Raw genomic sequence first — 20,264 nt, 5'->3', positions numbered from 1 at the left:
ATAGTTCCGCGTCTGATTTCGGAACAGCCGGCTCGACACGGCTGTCAAACAGAGGGGCACTAGATGGAAAACCGGAAAAACAAATCGCAATCGACCGGCCTGTCGCGGCGCGACGTGCTGGAACTCGGCGCACTTGGCCTGGCCGCAGCCATGCTGCCGGGTGCAGCCTTCGCCAAGGACAAGAAGCTGAAGGTGGCGGCGATCTTCGCCACGCCGATCGAGGAGCCGTGGGACAACCAGATCCACGTCGCCCTGCAGAAGGCCGAGAAGGAACTCGGCATCGAATACAAATGGTCGGAAAAGGTGCAGACCGCCGATTTCAGCCGCGTCATGCGCGAATATGCGCAAGGCGGGTACCAGCTGGTGCTGGGCGACGCCTTCGCCGCCGAGCGTGAATCGCGCCGCACGGCAAAGCAGTTCCCGAAGACGGCATGGCTGTTCGGCTCGGGCGCCGGCCCGGCCGAGCCCAATTTCGGCGTCTTCGACAACTGGATCCACGAGCCGGCCTATCTCTCCGGCATGATCGCCGGCAAGATGTCGAAGTCGAGCACGATCGGCGCGGTGGCGGCCATGGGCATTCCGGAAGTGAACCGGCTGGTCAACGCCTTCTTTGCCGGCGCCAAGGAGGTCAATCCCAACATCAAGAAGAAGGTCGCCTTCATTGGCTCGTTCTTCGATCCGCCCAAGGCCAAGGAAGCGGCGGTCGCCCAGATCGATGCCGGCGTCGATGTCATCTATGCGGAGCGCTTCGGCGTCATCGAGGCGGCGGTGGACAAGAAGATCCTCGCCATCTCCAACATGTCCGACCAGTCGAGCCTCGGCCCCGACACTGTCATAACCGGGCCGGTCTGGGACATGTATCCGACGGTCGAGCAGGCGATCAAGCTGGTCAAGGCCGGTGTCTTCACCGCGCAGGATTATGGCGATTTCTCGCGCATGGCCAAGGGCGGGTCGTTCCTGGCGCCCTACCATAAATTCGACAAGACGCTGCCGGCGGATGTGAAGGATCTGGTCGAGAAGAAGAAGGCCGAGATCCTGGAAGGCAATTTCCGGGTGGATGTGGATGAGAACACGCCGGTTTCGGATTAGGCGCTTTTTACCCTCCCGCTTGTGGGGAGGGTCGATCCGCGAAGCGGGTCGGGGGGGGGGGCTTCGGGGCCGCACCCCCACCCTGTCTTCCGATCTACGTCTTCCGATCTACGCTTCGCTGCGATCGTAAGCCGGCCCTCCCCACAAGGGGGAGGGTGAAGACTCGCGCAGCCCTCCGCAGGAGCACCTTTGTCCGCCCCTCTCATCGAAATGCGCGCCATCACCAAGAGCTTCGGCGCCGTCAAGGCGAATGAGGCTGTCGATCTAAGCGTCGCCCCAGGTGAGATCCTCGGCCTGCTGGGCGAAAACGGCGCCGGCAAGACGACGCTGATGAATGTGCTGTTCGGCGCCTATGCGCCGGATGCCGGCGAAATTCTTATCCAGGGCAAGACCGTGCGGATCACCAGTTCGGCCGATGCGCTGGCCGCCGGCATCGGCATGGTGCACCAGCATTTTCATTTGGCGCCAAGGCTGACGGTCCTGGAAAACCTTCTGATTGGCATTCCCGGCAAATCCGGCCGCATCGACCGCGCCGGCGGACTTGCCCGGTTGTCCGACATCAGCCGTCGGCATGGGCTGACGCTGGACCCCAACCTGCCTGTCTCCGCGCTGTCGGTCGGCGAGCAGCAGCGGCTCGAAATCGTCAAGGCGCTGTTTCGCGGCGCCAGGCTGTTGATCCTCGACGAGCCGACGGCGGTGTTGGCGCCGGGCGAGGTCGACGGGCTGTTTTCGGCGCTGCGCTCGATGGCGGCGCAGGGGCTCGGCATCATCTTCATCTCGCATAAATTGAACGAGGTGCGGGCGCTCACCCATCGCTGCACCGTATTGCGGCACGGCCGCGTCGCCGGCCGTGTCGACGATCCGGCGAACACGACATCGGCAGAAATGGCGCAGCTGATGTGCGGCCATGAGATCGTGCCGCCGGCAAGAGGACCTTCGACCCCAGGCGCGGCGGTGCTGACGCTCGACGGTATTTCCACCTCACGGCATTCGGGGACGCCGCTGCGCGATGTATCGCTTGCCGTTCGCGCGGGCGAAATCCTCGGCATTGCCGGGGTCTCCGGCAATGGCCAGCGGGCGCTGGCCGAGGTGATTTCCGGCACGCGCGCGCCCGACGCCGGCGCGATGACGATAGCCGGCAAACCTGTTACGCGGTTCTCGCCGCGCGAGGTGCAGGCGCTCGGCCTTGGCCGCATCCCGGAAGACCGTATGACGACCGGGCTGGTCACCAATCTGCCGCTCGCCGATTCCATGGTGTTGCCGCGCATTGGTACTGCGGCTTTCAGCAGCCGGGGCCTGCTCAAGCCAGATGCGATCCGCGCCTTCGCCGAAGAACAGATCAAGGCCTATGACATCAGGTGCCCCGGGCCGATGACCCGCGCCGGCGCGCTGTCGGGCGGCAATCTGCAGAAGGCGCTGCTGGCGCGCGAACTGGCTTTCGACCCGAAGGTGCTGATCGTCTCGCAGCCGACGCGCGGCCTCGACATCGGTGCCGCCCGCTTCATCCACGAAAAATTCCTCGACATGCGCGCCAAAGGCTGCGGGATCATCGTCATCGGCGAGGATCTCGAAGAGCTGCTGGTGCTCTGCGACCGCATCGCGGTGATGTATGAGGGCCGCATCGCCGGCACGCTGGACAGCGCCGATGCGACCATCGCGCGGCTTGGGCTGCTGGTGACCGGGGCGGAGGGCAGAGCCTAGATGGACTTTCTCACTCGGTTCCTCGCAGAAACTTCAAATAATACTGCCCGCTTTTGGCTGACTTTAAGCGTCAGCGCTGCCCCTCACCTGCCTGCCGGCATCCTCTCCCCGTATAGAGACGGGGAGAGGGGCTCTCACCCATGGTTACGCCAATCACCACAGCTGCAAGAGGGGAGTTGCATAGGGCCCGGATCCCTTCTCCCCGTGTCTATACGGGGAGAAGGTGCCGGCAGGCGGATGAAGGGCGGCGCGACCGTCTGGGCGGCGGAGGGGCATAGCTGATGTTCCGCCTCGAAGCCCGCAGTTCCACCCCCGCCTGGTTCAATCTCGCTTTGCCGCTGCTGGCCATCGGCGCAGCGCTGGTCCTGTGCAGCGGCCTCATCGCGCTGGCCGGCGCCGGCGTGCTTGAGGCCTATGGCGTGATGCTGTCGGCCTCGTTCGGCGACAGCTATGCCATCACCGAAACGCTGGTGCGCGCCGCCCCGATGATCTTCACCGGGCTGGCTGTGGCCGTCGCCTTCCGGGCCAAATTCTGGAACATCGGCGCCGAGGGCCAATTGCTGTCCGGCGCCGTGGCCAGCTGCTTCGTCGGCGCCATCCCAATGCCGGGCGCGCTGGCGATCCTGTCGATGGCGCTGGCGGGCGCTGCTGCCGGTGCCGCGGTAGCGCTGGTGCCCGCGACGCTCAGGGTCAAATTCAAGGTGGATGACGTCGTCAGCTCGCTGCTGCTCAACTCGGTCATCTACTATGCGCTGATGGCGCTGATCGAGGGGCCGTGGAAGGACTCGTTCAGCGGCTATCCGATCTCGCCGCCGATCGAGGATTCGGCGAATTTCCCGGTGCTGCTCGAAGGCACAAGGCTGCATCTGGGTGTCATCGCCGCGTTGATCGCAGCACCGTTGATCTGGTTCCTGATCGTGCGGACCACGCTCGGCTTCCGGATCAGGGTCACCGGCGAAAGCCCGGAAGCCGCCCGCTATGGCGGCATCCACGTCGAGCGGGTGCTGATTTCGACGGCGCTGCTGTCGGGCGCGCTGGCCGGGCTTGCCGGCGTAGGCGAGGTCGGCGGCGTGCATTTCCAGGTGATGAGCGACATTTCGCCGGGCTATGGCTATTCCGGCATCGTCGTTGCCATGCTGGCCAGGCTCAATCCGCTCGGCGTCGTACCGGCGGCGATCTTCCTGGCCGCCGTGATGACCGGCGCCGAAGCGATGTCGCGCGCCACCGGCGTGCCGGCGTTCCTCAGCGATGTCATCCAGGGCACGGCGCTGCTCGCCATGCTGGTGGCGCTGCTGTTCACGGCCTATCGCATCCGCCGCGTCGGTGCCGCCTTATGAGCGCGGTGTTCGAACAGATCTTTCAGGTCGGCTTCCTCGCCGCCATTATCCGCATCGCCACGCCGCTGGCATTTGCCACGCTGGGCGAGATGTTCTCCGAGCGGGCCGGCGTGCTCAATCTCGGTATCGAAGGCATCATGCTGCTCTGCGCGATGACCGGCTTCACCGCCGCCAGCCTCAGCGGCAGCCTGTGGCTCGGCGTGCTGGCCGCGGTGTTGACCGGCATGGCGATGAGCGCGCTGCATGCGCTGTTCACCGTGGCGCTCGGCCTCAGCCAGCATGTCTGCGGCATCGGCGTTACTTTGTTCTCGTCCGGCCTTGCCTATTTCCTCTACCGTCTGACCTTCGGCCAGCAATCGGTGCCGCCCAGCATCAAGGGTTTTCAGACGGTGCCGATCCCGCTGCTGTCGGATATTCCGGTTCTGGGGTCAGCGGTTTTCAACCAGTTTGCGCTGGTCTACTTGGCAATCATTGCCATCCCGCTCGCTGCTTTCGTGCTCTACCGCACGCCTTGGGGGCTGTCGGTGCGGATGGTCGGCGAGAACCCGCGCGCCGCTGATTCCGCTGGGGTCAGCGTCATCGCCACGCGCTTCCAGGCGGTCATCCTCGGCGGTGCGCTGATGGGGCTTGCGGGCGCCTTCCTCACCATGGCACAGTTCAACGCCTTCACCTTTGGTGTCGTGTCGGGCCGTGGCTGGGTGGCGATCGCGCTGGTCGTGTTCGGCCGCTGGGACCCGTGGCGCTCTGCGGGCGCGGCGCTGCTGTTCGCCTTCGTCGATGCGCTACAATTGCGCATGCAGGCGAGCGGCCTCGGGCATATTCCCTATGAGACGTTCCTGATGCTGCCGTTCATTTTCACCATCGTCGCGATGGCCGTGATGTCACGCAACGCGGTTGCGCCGTCGGCGCTGCTGAAGCCGTTTCGACGAGAAGAGCGGTAAGCGAGTAGGCCAAGCCTGGGATACTCACATCGCCGTAAAACCATTATCGACAAACAGATGCGTCCCGTTGACGAAGCTGGACTCATCGCTGGCGAGGTACAGCGCTGCCTTGGCCACTTCCTCCGGCTCACCGATGCGGCCCTGCTGTGCGGCCAATGCGGCGTCCGACACGTCGACGCCGAGCTTGCCGAGATCGGCGACCTCGCGCAGGCCGTGCGGCGTGCGGATGAAGCCGGGACAGACGGCGTTGCAGCGTATGTTGCGGTCGCGGAATTCGACTGCGATGGCGCGCGCGAACATGTGGCAGGCGCCCTTGGTGGTGTCGTAGAGCACCTCCATGGGTGTGGCCGCCACAGCCGAGATCGACGAGGTGCAGACGATCGAACCGCCACCGGCAGCGATCATGCCCGGCAACACGGCGCGCGTCATCAGGAACATCGAGCGGACATTGACCGCATGCAGCCAGTCCCATTCCTGCACTGTCGTCTCCAGGAACGGCTTTATCACGATGGTGCCGGCATGGTTGAACAACACCGTGGCCGGGCCGAGCCTGGCAGTCGCCGCCTTCACTGCGGCCTCGACCTGCGCCTCGTCCGAGACGTCGGCCACCCAGTGTTCGGCGATATGTCCCCGCGCGCGTATCGCCGCCGCAGTGGCTGCCGCCGCCTCGCCATTGCGGTCGATGATCGCCACCTTGGCGCCTTCGGCGGCGAACAATTCCGAGGCCGCTCCGCCCATTCCGGTCGCGCCGCCCGAGATGATTGCAATCTTGCCGGCTAGTCTTGTACCCATGTTCTGTTCCCCGTTCCCGATCGAAATGATCCGCATTTACGCCGGAATGGCGATGCTATCGCCTATGCAGATGTCGGCCAAGCTTGTCGCTCGCTTGTCGCCAACAGGGGTCTCCCAGCAATCCCAAACCAAATAATAAGGAATACTGAGAAAATCGTTCTACATATCGCCAAAAAATAGCACTCGACAAAGTCTACTGATTTTATAGATTAATCCGCAAGACGGAGGTCGATATGTCCTATATCCAGAACGCCGAGACGGACCGCACCAGCCAGAGGCTGGCCAATAGCCAGGCTTTCCGCCCGGCCTATGCCGGCGCTTTCGCCTATCTCGTCTTTGCCCTTGCGTTCGTGTTCACCGGGGCAGTCGTGCTCGGCTTGATTCCCTGACCGATCAGGCCGAAAGGGTGGCGACCTAGCGCTTTCAGTGAGTGACCGGAGTTGATGAACCGAACGCGGACGCGCTTTGGCGCTGATGCTTGTTTTTACGCATGTCGTCGTCTCAAAACCGGGGGCGACATACATCCAACGTGATGGAGGAGATGGCAATGCCGATCGAGTTCACGCATGTTCCCGGTAAAACGCACGCCGCCGATGCCGGTTCGGCCGTACCGTTCTTCTATGATTTCGTCGAGACGGCGACCAAGCTGTCGCTGATCGAGGATTCCGGCTTCCAGAACATCGTCGTCGACGACCCGGCCGGGCTGTTGACCAATATGGACATCGCCGCCCAGGCGCTGGACCGCACCTCGTCGCTGGAAGTGGTGCTGACGCACTGGGCCGGCGTGATCGCGCCAGCCGTTGCGGCGCGGCAACTGGCGGCGCTCGACGCCAGGAGCGGCGGCCGGCTGGCGCTGAGGATGCTGAGCGAGCCGCTGGATGACGACGATGCCGAGACGCGTCCGGTCGGCCACACCGTGGTCTGGCAGCGCATCGACGAATATCTGGTGCTGCTGAAGCGGCTGTGGTCGAACGACCGGCCCTTCGACCATGAAGGTGCATTCTACAGCATCAAGGGTGGCTATGTGCCGCGCAAGGGGCCGCATGGCGTCGACGTGATCATCCGCATGGGTGGCCAGTCCGGCACCGCGCTCAAGGTCGCCGGCCGCCATGCCGACGTGTTTGAACTCACGGCTGGTTCGCTCGACGAGATCCGCCAGCTGATGGAACGGGCGCGCAGCGCCGCCGCCGAGCATGGCCGCGCCGGCAAGCTGCGTTTTGCGCTTCCGGTCCGGGTCCGCTCGGAGGGTGGCGCCTCTACCGTCGGCCACAAGGCGGTCGAACTTTCCGGACCACCGGCGCAGATCGCCCTGTCGCTGCTGCCCTATGCGGCGCTGGGCATCAGCGAGTTCATGATCGTCGGTGTCGACCGGCCGCGCGAGATCGCCAGCGTCGGCCGCGAGACGATCGCGCTCTTGCGCAACTCGCTGGCACGCCGGGAGGCGGAGGTGCCGCAGCCTGGCGCGTTTGCCTCGCGAGGCGGGTCGGATATTCACGCAGGGTGAATTTCGGGTGGAATGAAAGCTATTTCGTAGCGTTCCTTCACACCCCCCTCTGCCCGGCAGAGCAGAGGGGTGCTGTCCCGCCAGCGTCTAGTCACCACTCAGCACCGCTAGCGCCTCCAGCACCGCGCCAGATTCCGTCAGCGCACCAAACACCCCGTCCTCCACCGTCACCATATGCAGCGCTGCGTCATGCGCGTATTGGTCGCCGCTGGCGCAGGCGTCGGCGATGGTCAGGCACTGGAAATTGAGGTCGCAGGCCTCGCGCAGCGTCGTGTGCACGCAGACATCGGTCGTGCAGCCGGAAAAGATCAGATGGGTGATGCCGCGTGCGCGCAGCACAAGCTCCAGATCCGTATAGGTGAAGGCGCTGTTGCAGGTCTTGTCGACGATGATGTCGTGCGGCGCGACGTCGATCTCGGCGACGATCTGAAAGCCGGGGCCGGAGCGCAGCAGCACGTCGGTGCCTTCTAGACCCGCCCGCTTGCGGCGCCATCTCTCGTACGGCGTCATGTCGGCCATGTCGCCGCGATATCCCTGCCTGGTGTGAATGATGGTGAGGCCGGCCGCGCGTGCCGCTGATATCAGTCGGTTGACCGTAGGCAGGATGGCGCGCAGCGGCGCGGGGTCATAACCCTTCCTGGCGAAATAGCCGGTCGGCGAGAGGAAATCCTCCTGCAGGTCGATGACCAGCAGCGCGGTGTTTGCCGGCACCAGCCGGCCGTCATAGGGGAAATCGAACGGTATCGCCTTGATCATCGCAGCCTGCCTCAATTGCTGCCCGGTATCGTGGCCCAGCAACCCTGCGGCCGTCCATCCCTCAGTGCGACGACACCAGGTAGACCGATCCCAGCACGATGTGCCGTTGAGACATCGCGCCCACAATCGTTGGCCAAAAAAGCCATCTTGTTTGTTGACTACTAAACTCATGTTTTATAGTCAAGCAGGGGCACTCGGCCGCCTGAATTGTTTTCCAGCGGCTGTGCCGCGTTTGAGAGAAGCCAGAATCCGTGGCTGGAGTTTTCGGGTGAGATCGGGTGTTCCCGCATCCCGTCACCGACCAGCCGATCGGTACGTGCAATGACGAAGCGAGGACGAAGCGTGTCCAGAAATGGTTTGTTGGCGGCGCTGGCCGCGGTCATGCTGTCGGCCGGCAGCGCTGCTGCGCAAGAGCAGCCAAACACGCAGCCCAGGGTGACGACGGTGCCCGCTGCAGCTGCCCGGTCGGCGGCCCAGCCTTCCCCGGTCGCAGTCGAACGGCCCGCACCGGCTGCGCCTGTCGCGCCGGCTTCGCCAACTGCCGGGCAGGCGGCGCCGACCGCGCCCCAGCCGGCAAACCAGCCCGGTGCATCCGCGCAGGCCGAGCCTTCGGCAATATCGCTGACGCTGCCGCACGATCTGTCGCCCTGGGGCATGTTCATGGCCGCCGACATCATCGTCAAGGCGGTGATGATCGGGTTGGCCTTCGCCTCGCTCGTCACCTGGACGGTGTGGCTGGCCAAATCGCTGGAGATTCTCTTCGGCAAGCTCGGCGCCCGGCGCGCTGCGCGCGCCATCGGCAATGCCGCCACACTGCGCCAGGCCGGGCGCTCGCTTGGCAACAGTGGCGGCCCCGGTGCGCTTTTGGTGCGGGCAGCCGAGGAAGAGACTGCCCTTTCGGCCGGTGCGCTCGGCCATGTTACCGGCGACGGGCTGAAGGAACGAGTGACGTCGCGCCTGTCGCGCATCGAGGCGGCGGCGGCGCGGCGCGTGTCGCGCGGCACCGGCGTGCTGGCGACGATCGGCTCGACGGCGCCCTTCGTGGGCTTGTTCGGCACCGTCTGGGGCATCATGAACGCCTTCATCGGCATCTCGCAGGCGCAGACCACCAACCTCGCGGTCGTCGCGCCCGGCATCGCCGAGGCGCTGCTCGCCACTGCGATGGGCCTGGTCGCGGCCATTCCCGCGGTGGTCATCTACAACGTCTTTGCGCGGTCGATAGCCGGCTACCGGCAGCTCCTTGCCGATGCCTCGGCCGGGGTCGAACGGCTGGTCAGCCGCGATCTCGATTTCCGCACGGTGCCGCAGGCGCCCGCGCTGGCGGCGGAGTGATGGGCCATGGCGGCTAGTATTCGCGAGACTATCGACGGCGATCTCGAGGAAAGCCACGAGATCAACGTGACGCCGTTCATCGACGTCATCCTGGTGCTGCTGATCATCTTCATGGTCGCTGCCCCGTTGGCGACAGTCGACGTCAATGTAGATCTGCCGGGTTCGACCGCGACACCGGCGCCGCGGCCGGAAACGCCGCTGTTCCTGACGCTGAAGGACGATCTGACGCTGGCGATCGGCAATGACAGCGTGCCGCGCCAGGCTTTTGCCTCCGTGCTCGACGGCAGAACCAAGGGCGATAAGCAGACCCGCATCTTCCTGCGTGCCGACAAGGCGGTCGGCTATGGCGAGTTGATGGAGGTGATGAACCTGCTGCGCGGCGCCGGTTATCTGAAGATCGCGCTGGTCGGGCTGGAGACGGTGCCAGCGGACGCATCCCCGCCGCAACCAGGCGCCGCCCCATGACGCAACTGGCCGCGGCCGTTCCCACCGCCGACCCGCCGGGCGCCGGCGCGCGCGAGATCGGTTTGTGGGCGGCTGCGGCCATTGTCATTGTCGGCGCGCATGTCGCGATCGTCTATGCCGTCCAGAGCTTCAGCCTGGCCAACATGGCCGATGGCGGCCCGCCGCCGGCTGTGGCTATCGAGCTGTCGCCGATGATGGTGGCGCCGGCGGTGCGGGTGGACTCAGCGGCCGACGTGGTGACGCCCGAGCCGCCGAACCAGATCGAGGAGGCGGTTGCCGAACTGAAGCCCGTCGTAGAGCCCGAGCCCGGTAAGCCGGAGCCGGTCACCGAGAAGAGGGAAGCGGCTCAACTCGATAAGACCGCTCCGATCGAGACGGCAGCGGCCGAGCAGCCCGATCAATCGCCGCCGCTGGATGAGGTGGTGCCCGACATCGTCCCGACCATAGCGCCGGATGTGGTCATTCCGCTGCCCCAGACCAAGCCGGCGGAGACCAAGCCGGTGGAGGCCAAGCCGATCGAGAAGGCGAAGAAGGCTGCCGAAAAACCCAAGCCGAAACCGAAAGAGAAGAAGGAAAAGGCCGCGCCGGCGAAAGCGGTCGTGACCGCCAGTGTCGATCAAAAGGCAGCGGCGAAGGCGTCGGCGCCGAAAGCTTCGCAATCGAGAGGATCATCAGTCAGTGCAAGCAAATGGAACTCCCAGCTGATCGGATGGATCAATCGGCACAAGCGCTACCCGAGCGCGGCAAGGTCGCGGCGCGCCGTGGGTACCGCAAATGTGACCTTCGTCGTCAGCGCTTCGGGCAAGGTGACCTCCGTCCGGCTGACACGGTCTTCGGGGGACGCCGATCTCGATCGCGCCGCGCTCGGCATTCTGCAGGGTGCGACGGTGCCCGCGCCACCGCCTGAGAAGGCCGGGACGGCTGTCGTGGCGCCTTTGATGTTCACGCTGCGGAACTAGAATCAGTCGGACAAGGCCGATCCCATGACCACGTACTTTCCCGCTTGACTGACCCGCCGGACCGAATACGCTAGCGCAAAATACCGGCCTTGGTCGCCGGGCGGCAAATATGCCTCGCATGCCTCGCCCTCCGGCGCTGGCTGCGGGGCATTGTCATTTCTGAGGATCGGTTTGAAACGGCGTATCGAGATCGGCATCCTGTATTCCCGCTCGGGCAGCTATCAGCTGGTCTCCGATGCGTGCCGGATGGGCGCCATGCGCGCCATCGCCGACATCAATGCCGATCGGAGCTATGGCATCGAACTGGTTCCGGTCGAGCGCGATCCGCAAAGTAATGCCGATCGCTACGCGACTTTGTGCGAAGATATTTTCAGGACCAGCAGCGCGCGCCATGTCGTCGGTTGCGTCACCTCCTGGAGCCGCAAGGAAACCATCCCGGTGCTGGAGAAGGCCGGCGGCATGCTCTGGTATGCCTGCCCCTATGAAGGGTTCGAGGCCAACGAGCATGTCGTCTACATGCACGCCTGCCCCAACCAGCATCTGGTTCCGCTGATGGCGCATGTCGTGCCGCGTTTCGGCGCCAACGGCTTCCTGCTCGGCTCGAACTACATTTGGGGCTGGGAGATGAACCGCGTGGCGCGCGACCTGATCGCGGATGCCGGCGGCAAAGTGCTGGGCGAGCGCTATCTGCGCATCGGCGAGACCGACGTGTCGCGGCTGATCGCGGAAATCCGGGCGACGAGGCCGAGCTTCATCCTCAACAATCTGATCGGCACCTCATCCTACGCCTTCCTGGCGGCTTACCGCGAGCTGGGCGATGACAATGCGGCATTCAGGCCGGAAAACTGCCCCGTCATCTCCTGCAACCTCACCGAAGGCGAGTTGCCGGCGATCGGCGATACAGGGAAAGGGCATCTGTCGGTCGGGCCCTATTTCGCGCCCCGGCCGGCTGCCTTCGCTTCGTCCTTCGAGGCCTCCGCCTATGCCTCGGTGCAGGTGATGGCCGACGTGCTGTCGCGCGACACTGATGCCGGCCCGGCGGAATTTTCCAAAGCCTTCGCCGAGCGGCGCTTCTCCACCCGGCTCGGGCCGATCGCCATCGACGCCCACTCCCAGCACGCGACGCTGCCGGTGATCATCGGCCGGATCGCCGATGGCTTCTTCGAGGTCGTCAGCCAGGAGGATGAGGTCGCGCCGGATCCATATCTGTCGCGCTACGACCCCGCCAAGACGTTCGGCCGTCCGCGTCTGAGAGTGGTGTCATGACCCGGACGCGCATCCCCAATCTCGGCGGCGCGCGGGCTTTCATCCTGCATCGCCCGCATCCGACGGTGCAGGCCATCACCAGGCAATTGTCGGCCATCGGCCTGGCTACGATCGACTGCTGGCCGGAATTGCCGCCGGAAGCTCTCGCCGCCGATTTCGTCTTCTTCGATGCCGATCTCGGTTTCGACGAGCAATTCCCGTGGAAGCCGGGCGAGGCGCCGATGCCGCTGGTGGCGCTGATCGGTTCCGAGGCGCCGGGGCGTATCGAATGGGCGCTGTCGCACAAGGCCGATGCGCAGCTGCTGAAGCCGGTCGGCAATGCCGGCGTCTACAGCGCTCTGTTGATCGCGAGACAGAGTTTCGAGGCCCGAAAACATTTAGCCGGCGAGATAGCGTCGCTGCGCCAGCGCGTCGCCGAGCGCCAGACCATCGTGCGCGCGGTGACGGCCTTGTCGAAAGGCAGCGACGACGAGCGCGCCTATGCGCAGCTGCGTTCGCTGGCGATGAGCTGGCAGATCAGCGTCGAGGATGCCGCGCGTCGGATCGTGGCAATGACAAGCGAGGAAGCGACGGGGGAAGAAGGCGGCGATGACCAGTCCCATCGCGCCTGATCTACCGGTGCGCATGCCGGCAAAACCGCGCGCCGGTGTCTGGCGCCGGCTGGTGAAACGCCGCCTCGCGCTGCTCGGCCTGGTCATCGTCGCCATTGTCCTTGCCGGCGCTGTGCTGGCGCCCCGGCTGACCGGCTATGACCCCAACGAGCAGATGTTCGACGGCCTGACCATCGAGGGCTCGCCGCTGCCGCCCAGCGCCCAGTACTGGCTCGGCACCGACCTGCTCGGACGTGACCTCTTGACCCGCATCCTCTACGGCGCCCGCACCTCGCTCATCATCGGCATCGTCGCCAATGGCGTGGCGCTTTTGATCGGCACTTTGGTGGGCGTCACCGCAGGCTATTTCCGCGGCTGGATCGGCAGCGCGCTGATGCGCTTCACCGATCTGATGATGGCGTTCCCGGCGCTGCTGCTCGCCATCTGCCTGGCGGCAGTGTTTCAGCCCAGCCTGTGGATCGTCGCCATGGTCATCGCGCTGGTCAACTGGGTGCAGACGGCGCGTGTCATCTACACCGAGACATCGTCGCTGGCCGAACGCGAGTTCATCGATGCCGAGCGCAGCATCGGGGCGAGTGCGCCGCGCATCCTATTTCGCCACATCCTGCCGCATCTGCTGCCGACCATCATCGTCTGGGGCACGCTCGGCATCTCGACCACGGTTCTGCTCGAGGCGACGCTTTCCTTCCTCGGCATCGGTGTGCAGCCGCCGACCGCGTCGTGGGGCAACATCATTTTCGAGAACCAGACCTATTTCCAGGCCGCCCCCTGGCTGGTGTTCTTCCCCGGCGCCGCAATCCTGGCGTTGGCGCTGGCCTTCAACCTGATCGGCGACGCATTGCGCGACATCCTCGATCCGACGCAAAGGGGCCGGGAATAATGGGGGGCCGGTCATGATCGCCTATCTCGGCCGCCGGCTGATCCAGTCGCTGCTCATCCTGCTTGGCGTCTCGCTGATCACTTTTGCGCTGCTCTACCTCTTGCCGGCCGACCCGGTGCGGCAGATCGCCGGCCGCAGTGCTACGCCGCAGACGGTGGAAAACATCCGCCAGCAGCTCGGCCTCGACCAGCCTTTCTTCGTGCAGTATTGGCACTACCTGACGAAGCTAATCAGCGGCGATCTCGGCCGCTCCTACATCCAGCGCTCGGAGGTTACCGAGCTCATCGTCTCGCGGCTGCCGGCCAGCCTGCTTTTGATGGTGGGCGCCATATTGTGCGAGTTGCTGATCGGTCTAAGCATGGGGCTGATCGCCGCCGTCAAGCGCGGCTCCGCCACCGACCAGACCCTGATGGTGGCCTCCTTCGTCGGCGTCTCGGCGCCGCAATTCGTCGTCGGCTTGTTGCTGCTCTACGTCTTTGCCGTGCGGCTAAGCTGGTTTCCGATCGGCGGCTACGGCACATGGCGCCATCTGGTGCTGCCGTCGCTGACCATGGGCATACTCGGCGCCGGCTGGTACGCGCGCATGATGCGCTCGTCGATGATTGACGTCCTGCGCCAGGATTATGTCCGCACGGCGCGGGCCAAGGGCCTGGCGCGCAGCGCCATCATATTCCGCCACGCACTGCCGAATGCCATCCTGCCGGTCATCGCCATGATCGGCATCGACATCGGCATCTTCATGGGCGGCATCGTCGTCGTCGAAAGCGTGTTCGGCTGGCCGGGTATCGGTCAGCTGGCGTGGCAGGCGATCCAGCGCGTCGACATTCCGATCATCATGGGCGTCACGCTGGTCTCGGCCTTCGCCATCGTGCTCGGCAATCTGCTCGCCGACATCATCGCGCCGTTCATCGATCCCCGCATCAAGCTCAGATGAAAATGAAACAGAGAAAGGGAACACAACAATGAAAAAGTTTCTCGCATCCACAGTCGCGGCATCGGCCTTGGCCCTCATGCTCGGCATGACAAGCGTCCGCGCCGAAGACACGGTCGATCCCAACGCCAAGCAAGGCGGCGCCATCACCATCACCTACAAGGACGATGTTGCGACCCTCGATCCGGCGATCGGCTATGACTGGCAGAACTGGTCGATGATCAAGAGCCTGTTCGATGGGCTGATGGATTACGAGCCGGGCACCACCAATTTGAAGCCCGATCTGGCAGAAAGCTACGAGATTTCGCCCGACGGCCAGACCTTCACCTTCAAGCTGCGCCATGGCGTGAAATTCCACAATGGCCGCGAGATGACGGCCGACGACGTGAAATATTCGCTCGACCGCGTCACCAATCCGAAGACGCAGAGCCCCGGCGCCGGCTTCTTCGGCTCGATCAAGGGCTATGACGATGTCGCCGCCGGCAAGGCCGAAGGCCTGTCCGGTGTCACCGTCATCGACCCCTACACGGTCAAGTTCGAACTGACCCGGCCCGACGCCACCTTCCTGCATGTCATGGCCATCAATTTCGCCCATGTCGTGCCGAAGGAAGAGGTCGAGAAATATGGCGCCGATTTCGGCAAGCATCCGGTCGGCACCGGCGCCTTCAAGCTCGCCGAGTGGACGCTGGGACAGCGCATCGTCTTCGAGCGCAATGCGGACTATTGGCACAAGGGCCTGCCGCATCTCGACAAGATCACCTTCGAGATCGGCCAGGAGCCGATCGTGGCGCTGCTGCGCTTGCAGAAGGGCGAGATCGATGTTCCCGGCGACGGCATTCCGCCGGCCAAGTTCCAGGAGGTGATGGCCGATCCCGAGCAGAAGGCGCGTGTCGTCGAAGGCGGTCAGCTGCACACCGGCTACGTCACCATGAACACCACCATGGCGCCGTTCGACAATGTTAAGGTGCGTCAGGCCGTCAACATGGCGCTCAACAAGGCGCGCATCATCCAGATCATCAACGGCCGCGCCGTGCCGGCCAACCAGCCGCTGCCGCCGTCGATGCCGGGCTACGACAAGGACTACAAGGGTTATCCCTATGACGTAGCCAAAGCCAAGGCGCTGCTGGCCGAGGCCGGTCATGCCGATGGTTTCGACACGCAGCTGTTCGCCATGAACACCGATCCCAACCCGCGCATTGCCCAAGCGATCCAGCAGGACCTGGCGGCGATCGGCATCAAGGCCAGCATCCAGTCGCTGGCGCAGGCCAATGTCATCGCCGCCGGCGGTGACAAGGCCGGCGCGCCGATGATCTGGTCGGGCGGCATGGCCTGGATCGCCGACTTCCCCGATCCGTCGAATTTCTACGGCCCGATCCTCGGCTGCGCCGGCGCGGTGCCCGGCGGCTGGAACTGGTCGTGGTATTGCAACAAGGATCTCGACGCCAAGGCGGCCGAGGCGGATTCGGTGGTCGACCCGGCAAAGGCCGGCGAACGCGACAAGATGTGGAGCGCCATCTACGACAAGGTGATGGAAGACGCGCCCTGGGCGCCGGTCTTCAACGAACAGCGCTTCACCATGAAATCCGCGCGCATGGGCGGCGCCGACAACCTCTATGTCGACCCGGTCCATATCCCGATCAACTACGACAATGTGTACGTAAAAGATGTGCAATAACTGCGACTACACCATCCATGGGCGCCACCACCATTTCGGCTGGGACAATTCCTTTGTCCCGGCCGAGCGGGTGGCGCCCGGCGCGACCATCGAGTTCCAGTGCCTCGATGCCGCCGGCGGCCAGCTGAACGCCGACAGCACGGTTGCCGAAATCGCCAAGCTCGACTTCGCCGGGGTCAACCCGGTGACCGGGCCGATCTTCGTCGAGGGCGCCGAGCCGGGTGACGCGCTCAAGGTGACGATCGAGATGTTCAAACCGTCCGGCTTCGGCTGGACGGCGAACATTCCGGGTTTCGGCCTGCTCGCCGACGACTTCACGGAACCGGCGCTGAACATCTGGAAATACGATGCAGCCGCGCTCGAACCGGCGCTGTTCGGGAAAAACGCGCGCGTACCACTGAAGCCGTTCGCCGGCACCATCGGCAATGCGCCGGCTGAGATGGGGCTTCACTCGGTGGTGCCGCCACGGCGGGTCGGCGGCAATCTCGACATCCGCGATCTCGCTGCCGGCACGACGCTCTATCTGCCGGTTGAGGTGGCCGGCGCGCTGTTCTCGGTCGGCGATACGCACGCCGCACAAGGCGATGGCGAGGTCTGCGGCACGGCGATCGAGAGCCCGATGGACGTCGTGCTCAAGCTCGACCTTGTCAAGGACGCCAGGCTGAAGACGCCGCGCTTCACCACCGCCGGTCCGGTGACGCGCCATCTCGACGCCAAGGGCTATGAGGTGACGACGGGTATCGGGCCGGACCTGATGACCGGCGCCAAGGAGGCGGTGGCGCAGATGGTCGATCTGCTTGCTGGGCGGTATCAGATCGATCCGGTCGAGGCCTATATGCTGGCCTCGGTGTGCGGGGACCTGCGCATCAGCGAGATCGTCGACATGCCGAACTGGGTGGTGTCGTTCTATTTTCCGCGTTGCGTGTTTGAATGACGGTACGTCGGCGCCGCACCCCCACCCCGCTGCTTCGCAGCGACCCTCCCCACAAGGGGGAGGGTAAAGCGCTGCCACCCTACCTCCCCCTTGTGGGGAGGTCGGACCGGAGGTCCGGGTGGGGGTCAGCGCCAAGGTTTGTGCGAATGGTGCGACGGAACCAATCCGTCGCAGGGCTCCACCCACAATGACCCTCGCCGACAACCCCATCCTCTCCATCGCCAACCTCTCCGTCAGCGTGCGCGGCGAGGACGGCGAGCGCGATGTCGTCTCCAACCTGTCGCTGACGCTGGCGCGCGGCGAGACGCTCTGCATTGCCGGCGAATCCGGCTCCGGCAAGTCGATGACCGCGCTGGCGATCATGCAGCTTTTGCCGCAGCCGGCGGCGCGCATATCGTCAGGCATGATCCGTCTTCGGGATGGGAATCGGGGCGACACCGACCTAGCAACCCTCGACGAACGCCAGATGCGGCGCATTCGCGGCGACCGCATCGCCATGATCTTCCAGGAGCCGATGACCTCGCTCAACCCGGTTCTGTCGATCGGCCGGCAACTCACCGAATCAATCGAGGCGCATACCAGCCTGTCGTCGGCGCAAGCCCGCCGGCGCGCCATCGAGGCGTTGAAGGCGGTGCGCATTTCGGAGGCGGAAAGCCGGTTAAAGCAGTTTCCGCACGAACTCTCCGGCGGCATGCGCCAGCGGGTGATGATCGCCATGGCGCTGGCGCTCGAGCCCGACGTGCTGATCGCCGACGAACCGACGACGGCGCTCGACGTCACCGTGCAAGGCGAAGTGCTGGAGCTGTTGCGCGACCTGCAGCGCCAGCATGGCACCAGCGTCATCCTGATCACCCACGATATGGGCGTGGTTGCCGAAATGGCCGACCGGGTCATCGTCATGCGCGACGGCCGCATGGTCGAAGAAGGCACGACATCGGATATTTTTGTCCAGCCGCAGGCCGACTATACGCGCGAACTGCTGGCTGCCGTGCCGCGCATCGGCAGTGGCGTCGGTCGACAGAAATCCAGGGATGCGATTGACGTCTTGAAACCGGCCAATGTCGCCGAGATCAACGACCTGCATGTCCGCTTCGATCTGCGTGGCGGCATCTTTGGCCAGGTCACCCGCCGCGTCCACGCCGTCGAGGGCGTCAGCTTCTCGATCGCGCCCAACGAAACGCTTGCTCTGGTCGGCGAATCCGGCTGCGGCAAGTCGACGACCGCCAAGGCGCTGGCCGGACTGGCGCCGTATAGCGGCGACATCGTCATTGGCGGGCGCAATCTCTCCGGTCTTGGCCGCGACGAGCGCAAGGCGGTGCGCCGTGACGTCCAGATGATTTTCCAGGATCCCTTCGCTTCGCTCGATCCGCGCATGCGCGTCGGCGAGCTCGTCGCCGAGCCGCTGGTGATCCATGGCATCGCCTCGAAGGACGAGCGCCGGGAACGGGTCGCGGCGCTGTTCGAGCGCGTCGGCCTGTCGGCCGACCAGATGGAGCTTTACCCGCACGAATTCTCCGGTGGCCAGCGCCAGCGCGTCTGCATCGCCCGAGCGCTGGCGCTACGACCAAAACTGATCATCGCCGACGAAAGCGTCTCGGCGCTCGACGTCTCGGTGCAGGCGCGCGTGCTCGATCTCCTGAAGGAATTGCAGCGCGAATTCGGCGTCGCCTATCTCTTCATCTCGCACGACATGGCGGTGGTCGAGAACATTTCCGACCGCGTTGCCGTCATGTATCTCGGCCAGATCGTCGAGATGGGCACGCGCGACCAGGTGTTTTCCAACCCGCTCCATCCCTATACGAGGCGGCTGATCGAAGCGGTGCCGGTGCCCGATCCGGCGCAGCGCAGAACGCGCTTCGCGCGCCTCGACCAGGAAATCCCGAGCGCCACCCGCAGGATCGGGGAGGCGCCGTTGAAGCTGGCGCTGAACGATGTCGGCGGCGGCCATCTGGTTGCTGCGGAAAGCTGAGCCCGCACTGGCTGGCAGCTGTTCTTTTACTTTGTTGAGTACAACCAAGAACTGCCGTCTCGGGTTTACCGCGTCTTAGGTGGACGGCGGCCACTATACGGTCGGCGTTCTTGCCACGGGGAAAAATAGTGCTCAAGGCGGTTCTGCAGCTGCTGCCGGGTCGGTTCATGGATGTGCGCATGCGCGTATCCGCCGACTACGAGACGCGCGTCGTGGAGCGGCCCGGGCGCTGGATGAAGGCTGCCGAACTGGAGCAGCTGAGCAGCGATCTGCGGCTGGTAGCGTCCAAGACACTGAAGTTCGGCAGCCTGACCTATGGCGTGTTTTCCGGCGACCGCAGCCGGCTGGAACATTCCATCATCACCATTGTCTACCGGCGCAGCGACCGGCAGCCGATCGCCTTCAACTCGCTGGCGCTGATGGAGATATCGCTCGCCGGCAAGCCCTATGAAGTCTTGCACCTCGGTTTGGTCATGATCGATCCCGACGAGCGCAGCCGCGGGCTGAGCTGGATCCTCTACGGCCTGACCTGCTTCCTGATGTTTTTGCGCAATCAACTGCGGCCGATCTGGATTTCCAATGTCACCCAGGTACCCGCTGTCGTCGGCATGGTCGCGGAGGCGTTCAGCAATGTGTTCCCAGGACCGCATGCCGGCGCGCGCCGCTCGCTTACCCATGTGCTTCTGGCGCGGCAGATCATGGCGCGCCATCGCCATGTCTTCGGTGTCGGCCCCGAAGCTGGTTTCGACGAAGAGCGCTTCGTCATCACCAACGCCTATACGGGCGGCTCGGACGATCTGAAGAAGACCTTCGACGAGGCGGCCAAGCACCGCGTCGAGACCTTTAACGAGTTCTGCCGCAAGGAACTCGACTACACGCGCGGCGATGATGTGCTGCAGATCGGACAGATGAGCTTTCAGTCGGCGCGCACCTATCTCGCCGACGCGGTTCCGTGCGGCTCGCTTGCCGCCCTTGCGGTAGCAGGTGCGGCGGCCACGCTGCAGCGGCTGGTTTTGCCGGTGGTACACTGGGCGGATAGCAGCCGCCAATGGAATGTGCTGAGACCATGGACACGCTGATGGCTTCATCCGTGATGATGCCTGGGTGTGAGCTGATGGGCGC

Annotated in this window: 19 protein-coding genes; 17 read left to right on the top strand and 2 right to left on the bottom strand. The window is 64.7% G+C overall.

Translation table 11 applies throughout. The annotated features are described in order from the left end of the window. The first annotated feature begins 63 nt into the window (after nt 1-63). From NKI06_RS14550 to NKI06_RS14535, 4 genes are all read left to right on the top strand, one after another. A complete protein-coding gene (locus NKI06_RS14550; protein ID WP_352985909.1) occupies nt 64-1,089 on the top strand; it encodes a BMP family protein in 1,026 nt (341 codons plus the stop codon). A 189-nt stretch (nt 1,090-1,278) separates the two neighbouring features. Next, a complete protein-coding gene (locus NKI06_RS14545; RefSeq protein ID WP_352985907.1) occupies nt 1,279-2,790 on the top strand; it encodes an ABC transporter ATP-binding protein in 1,512 nt (503 codons plus the stop codon). A gap of 281 nt (nt 2,791-3,071) precedes the next feature. Beyond that, nucleotides 3,072-4,127, top strand: coding sequence for an ABC transporter permease (locus NKI06_RS14540; protein ID WP_352985905.1), 1,056 nt, complete (start codon nt 3,072-3,074; stop codon nt 4,125-4,127). After that, a complete protein-coding gene (locus NKI06_RS14535) occupies nt 4,124-5,068 on the top strand; it encodes an ABC transporter permease (RefSeq protein ID WP_023694455.1) in 945 nt (314 codons plus the stop codon). The genes NKI06_RS14540 and NKI06_RS14535 overlap by 4 nt, the downstream gene beginning before the upstream one ends. A 24-nt stretch (nt 5,069-5,092) precedes the next feature. On the opposite strand, the gene NKI06_RS14530 is transcribed toward NKI06_RS14535, so the two are convergent. After that, nucleotides 5,093-5,860, bottom strand: a complete 768-nt coding sequence (locus NKI06_RS14530) for an SDR family NAD(P)-dependent oxidoreductase (RefSeq protein WP_023686096.1) — start codon at nt 5,858-5,860, stop codon at nt 5,093-5,095. 233 nt (nt 5,861-6,093) lie between these two features. Between NKI06_RS14530 and NKI06_RS14525 the strand changes: the two genes are divergently transcribed. Then, on the top strand, nt 6,094-6,249 hold the full coding sequence (locus tag NKI06_RS14525; protein ID WP_023670454.1) for a hypothetical protein: 156 nt from the start codon (nt 6,094-6,096) through the stop codon (nt 6,247-6,249). 158 nt (nt 6,250-6,407) lie between these two features. Beyond that, the gene (locus tag NKI06_RS14520; RefSeq protein ID WP_023726079.1) at nt 6,408-7,364 is read left to right on the top strand and encodes an LLM class flavin-dependent oxidoreductase; all 957 of its coding nucleotides are present in this window, start codon (nt 6,408-6,410) and stop codon (nt 7,362-7,364) included. 87 nt (nt 7,365-7,451) lie between these two features. Here the strand turns inward: NKI06_RS14520 and NKI06_RS14515 are convergent, their stop codons facing one another. Further along, the gene (locus tag NKI06_RS14515) at nt 7,452-8,120 is read right to left on the bottom strand and encodes a cysteine hydrolase family protein (RefSeq protein ID WP_023831834.1); all 669 of its coding nucleotides are present in this window, start codon (nt 8,118-8,120) and stop codon (nt 7,452-7,454) included. Between the two features lie 342 nt (nt 8,121-8,462). Between NKI06_RS14515 and exbB the strand changes: the two genes are divergently transcribed. From exbB to NKI06_RS14460, 11 genes are all read left to right on the top strand, one after another. After that, a complete protein-coding gene (gene exbB / locus NKI06_RS14510; RefSeq protein WP_352985902.1) occupies nt 8,463-9,452 on the top strand; it encodes a tonB-system energizer ExbB in 990 nt (329 codons plus the stop codon). Between the two features lie 6 nt (nt 9,453-9,458). Next, the gene (gene exbD / locus NKI06_RS14505; protein ID WP_352512734.1) at nt 9,459-9,917 is read left to right on the top strand and encodes a TonB system transport protein ExbD; all 459 of its coding nucleotides are present in this window, start codon (nt 9,459-9,461) and stop codon (nt 9,915-9,917) included. After that, the gene (locus NKI06_RS14500) at nt 9,914-10,876 is read left to right on the top strand and encodes an energy transducer TonB (protein ID WP_352985900.1); all 963 of its coding nucleotides are present in this window, start codon (nt 9,914-9,916) and stop codon (nt 10,874-10,876) included. The genes exbD and NKI06_RS14500 overlap by 4 nt, the downstream gene beginning before the upstream one ends. A gap of 171 nt (nt 10,877-11,047) precedes the next feature. After that, entirely contained in the window at nt 11,048-12,142 is a 1,095-nt protein-coding gene (locus NKI06_RS14495) for a transporter substrate-binding protein (RefSeq protein WP_352985898.1), read from the top strand. Then, nucleotides 12,139-12,753, top strand: coding sequence for an ANTAR domain-containing response regulator (locus tag NKI06_RS14490; RefSeq protein ID WP_023668589.1), 615 nt, complete (start codon nt 12,139-12,141; stop codon nt 12,751-12,753). The genes NKI06_RS14495 and NKI06_RS14490 overlap by 4 nt, the downstream gene beginning before the upstream one ends. Further along, nucleotides 12,731-13,633 (top strand): ABC transporter permease, encoded by a 903-nt coding sequence (locus NKI06_RS14485; protein ID WP_023668590.1) that lies wholly within the window; start codon nt 12,731-12,733, stop codon nt 13,631-13,633. The genes NKI06_RS14490 and NKI06_RS14485 overlap by 23 nt, the downstream gene beginning before the upstream one ends. A 13-nt stretch (nt 13,634-13,646) precedes the next feature. After that, on the top strand, nt 13,647-14,567 hold the full coding sequence (locus NKI06_RS14480; RefSeq protein ID WP_352985896.1) for an ABC transporter permease: 921 nt from the start codon (nt 13,647-13,649) through the stop codon (nt 14,565-14,567). 76 nt (nt 14,568-14,643) lie between these two features. Then, nucleotides 14,644-16,239, top strand: a complete 1,596-nt coding sequence (locus tag NKI06_RS14475; RefSeq protein ID WP_460221874.1) for an ABC transporter substrate-binding protein — start codon at nt 14,644-14,646, stop codon at nt 16,237-16,239. Then, the gene (locus NKI06_RS14470) at nt 16,229-17,173 is read left to right on the top strand and encodes an acetamidase/formamidase family protein (RefSeq protein ID WP_023693232.1); all 945 of its coding nucleotides are present in this window, start codon (nt 16,229-16,231) and stop codon (nt 17,171-17,173) included. Before NKI06_RS14475 ends, NKI06_RS14470 begins: the two co-directional genes overlap by 11 nt. A 187-nt stretch (nt 17,174-17,360) precedes the next feature. Further along, nucleotides 17,361-19,142, top strand: a complete 1,782-nt coding sequence (locus NKI06_RS14465) for an ABC transporter ATP-binding protein (RefSeq protein WP_352535940.1) — start codon at nt 17,361-17,363, stop codon at nt 19,140-19,142. A gap of 128 nt (nt 19,143-19,270) precedes the next feature. Further along, nucleotides 19,271-20,221, top strand: a complete 951-nt coding sequence (locus tag NKI06_RS14460; protein WP_352985894.1) for a hypothetical protein — start codon at nt 19,271-19,273, stop codon at nt 20,219-20,221. Nucleotides 20,222-20,264 lie beyond the last annotated feature (43 nt).

This window comes from Mesorhizobium sp. M0772, assembly GCF_040320135.1.
Classification (GTDB): domain Bacteria; phylum Pseudomonadota; class Alphaproteobacteria; order Rhizobiales; family Rhizobiaceae; genus Mesorhizobium.
The sequence above is the reverse complement of the archived record's forward strand: the minus strand, read 5'-3'. Positions and strand labels throughout refer to the sequence as shown.